Source organism: Micromonospora sp. NPDC002296 (assembly GCF_040296145.1).
Classification (GTDB): domain Bacteria; phylum Actinomycetota; class Actinomycetes; order Mycobacteriales; family Micromonosporaceae; genus Micromonospora.
Genome location: NZ_JBEOWQ010000129.1, coordinates 1 through 1,168, shown reverse-complemented (window position 1 = coordinate 1,168; position 1,168 = coordinate 1). Strand labels below are relative to the sequence as shown.

Genomic DNA, 1,168 nt, shown 5'->3' with positions numbered 1-1,168 from the left:
TCCGTCACCCCCGGACCGACCTCCACCACCACACCCGCACCCTCGCTGCCCATCACCGCCGACGGATCCGGATACATCCCCAACGCGATCAACACGTCCCGGAAGTTCACCCCGGCCGCCCGCATGGCGATGCGCACCTGCCCCGCGTCGAGGGGGGCGGGGGTGGCCGGCGTGAGGCTGATCCCGTCGAGGGTGCCGGGGGCGGTCGCGGCGAGGTGCCACAGCCCGTCCGGCGGGGTCAGGTCGTCGCCGGCCGAGGCGCCGGCGCGGGTCAGGCGCGGGGAGCGGACCTCGCCGCCGCGCACCGCGACCTGCCCGCCCGTGGGCGACGGGTCCTCGGCGACGCCGGCCAGCAGGTCCCACAGCTCGGGTGAGAGGTCCCGGTCGACGTCGGCGAGGACGATCCGGTCGGGGTGCTCCGACTGCGCCGAGCGCAGCAGGCCCCACACCGCCGCGCCCACCGGGTCGCGCAGCTCGTCGGCGGGGACGGCCGCCACGGCGCCCCGGGTCACCACGACGAGCCGGGTGTCCGCCAGTTCCCCGGCGTCCAGCCAGGACCGGAGCACGCCGAGGACGTGCGCCGTGGCCGTCCGCACGGCCGCCGGCACGTCGGCGTCCGCCGGCTGCGGGATCGTCACCGGCAGGAGCAGCACGCGCGGCCGGCCGGCCGTTCCGGCGGCCACGGCCGCAGCCAGGTCGGCCACGGTGGGGTACCCGGCCACTCCCGGCCCGGCGGTCCCGACCGCGTCGCCCAGCAGCACCCGGCCGGTGGGGTCGGTGGCGGGGGTGACGTCCTCGGTCTGCCAGCTCACCTCGAACAGCGACCGGGCCACGGCGCCAGAGGCCGCGACCCCGGTCATCTCCCGCAGCACGAGCGAGTCCACCGACACGACCGGGGCGCCCGTGCCGTCGACCGCGACCAGCCGCACACCGCTGCCCGCCCGGGTCAGCCGGACCCGCAGCACCGAGGCGCCCGACGCGTGCACCTGCACGCCCTCGAACGCGAACGGCATCCGTGGCCCGCCGGAGCCCTCGGTCAGCAGCAGGCCGATCGGGTGCAGGGCCGCGTCGAGCAGCGCCGGGTGCACCCCGAACCGCGCCGCGTCGCCCGCCGCCTGTTCCGGCAGGGCCACCTCGGCGTACGCCTCACCGGCCGCGGTCCACGCCC

1 protein-coding gene is annotated in these 1,168 nt (G+C 78.2%); it reads right to left on the bottom strand.

The features are described 5' to 3' along the window. The coding region (locus ABT023_RS29025) for a SpnB-like Rossmann fold domain-containing protein (RefSeq protein ID WP_350889873.1) at window positions 1–1,168 on the bottom strand (1,168 nt) is incomplete at both ends.